The sequence below is a fragment of the Bacteroides sp. AF25-5LB genome (assembly GCF_003602965.1).
In the GTDB taxonomy this organism is placed as follows: Bacteria; Bacteroidota; Bacteroidia; order Bacteroidales; family Bacteroidaceae; genus Bacteroides; species Bacteroides uniformis.
Genome location: NZ_QTMC01000047.1, coordinates 1 through 884 on the forward strand (window position 1 = coordinate 1; position 884 = coordinate 884).

1 pseudogene is annotated in these 884 nt (G+C 55.0%); it reads right to left on the reverse strand.

The features are described 5' to 3' along the window. Positions 1–884 (reverse strand): annotated as a pseudogene (locus DWY57_RS20650) (hypothetical protein); the annotation flags it as partial.

An 884-nucleotide genomic window follows, 5' to 3' on the forward strand; every position in this document is an offset into this window, starting at 1 on the left:
GTCTGAGTGATTCGCCTCCCGTCATGAGTTGTCTGAGTCCATAGAGGTGGATTCGAAGTATCAACCTTGGAGAGCCATGACCGGCCACCCATCGTGCAGATGGTGAGCTTTTTGAATGGAGTATTAGCCGTGCGCCACTCACCGCCAGCCTTGACTGATTCGCCGTCGCCGCCAGGTTTTCCAGGATTACCGTCGTTACCGTCCACAACCATGGGTATAGTTTCCCGGTCCACGACCTGCCCACCCACGTAGAACACGAACTGCAGCTGCGTCGTGAAGTTCTTCGGGGAAATGGCCGTGCCGTTCTGTATCTCGACCTCCGAACCACCGTCCTTACTGTATTTCAGCACACCGTCAGTCGTAACAGCTGTACTGCCACCGACCGACTTGGTACGTGTACATGACACGCTTGCCACACTGTAGGTACCATCCTTCCGCTTGCTTACCGATGAGACGGAAGGCACCAGTCTATAGAGCACCGCATCACTGCCCGGATTACCGGCACGCACTCCGGCAATGGTGAATACCAGCTCACGGCTTATATCCGTATCCTGTACCGTAGCCGTAACGGTTATCCTGACCTCTGAGCGTGCAGGCATCGAAATGCCGGAAGCCACGGTAAACGCTATCACACCCGTATTGACATTGTAGCTCTCCGTGACACCGGCAGGGGTCACGCATGAGATGGACTTGAGCTGTAGTTTCTTCGTACCATACCACATGCCGACGGTTGTATTGAGCACGGACTGCGAAACAGTCTTTCCTTCGTATGTCAAGGCAATGCTCTCCATCTCGTTGTCGAAATCGGCTACAATGGCCGACTCGCCGTCAAAGCCCCATTTGGCCCAGATGGCTGCCGGTGAAAACGCGCTCCATACACCGTC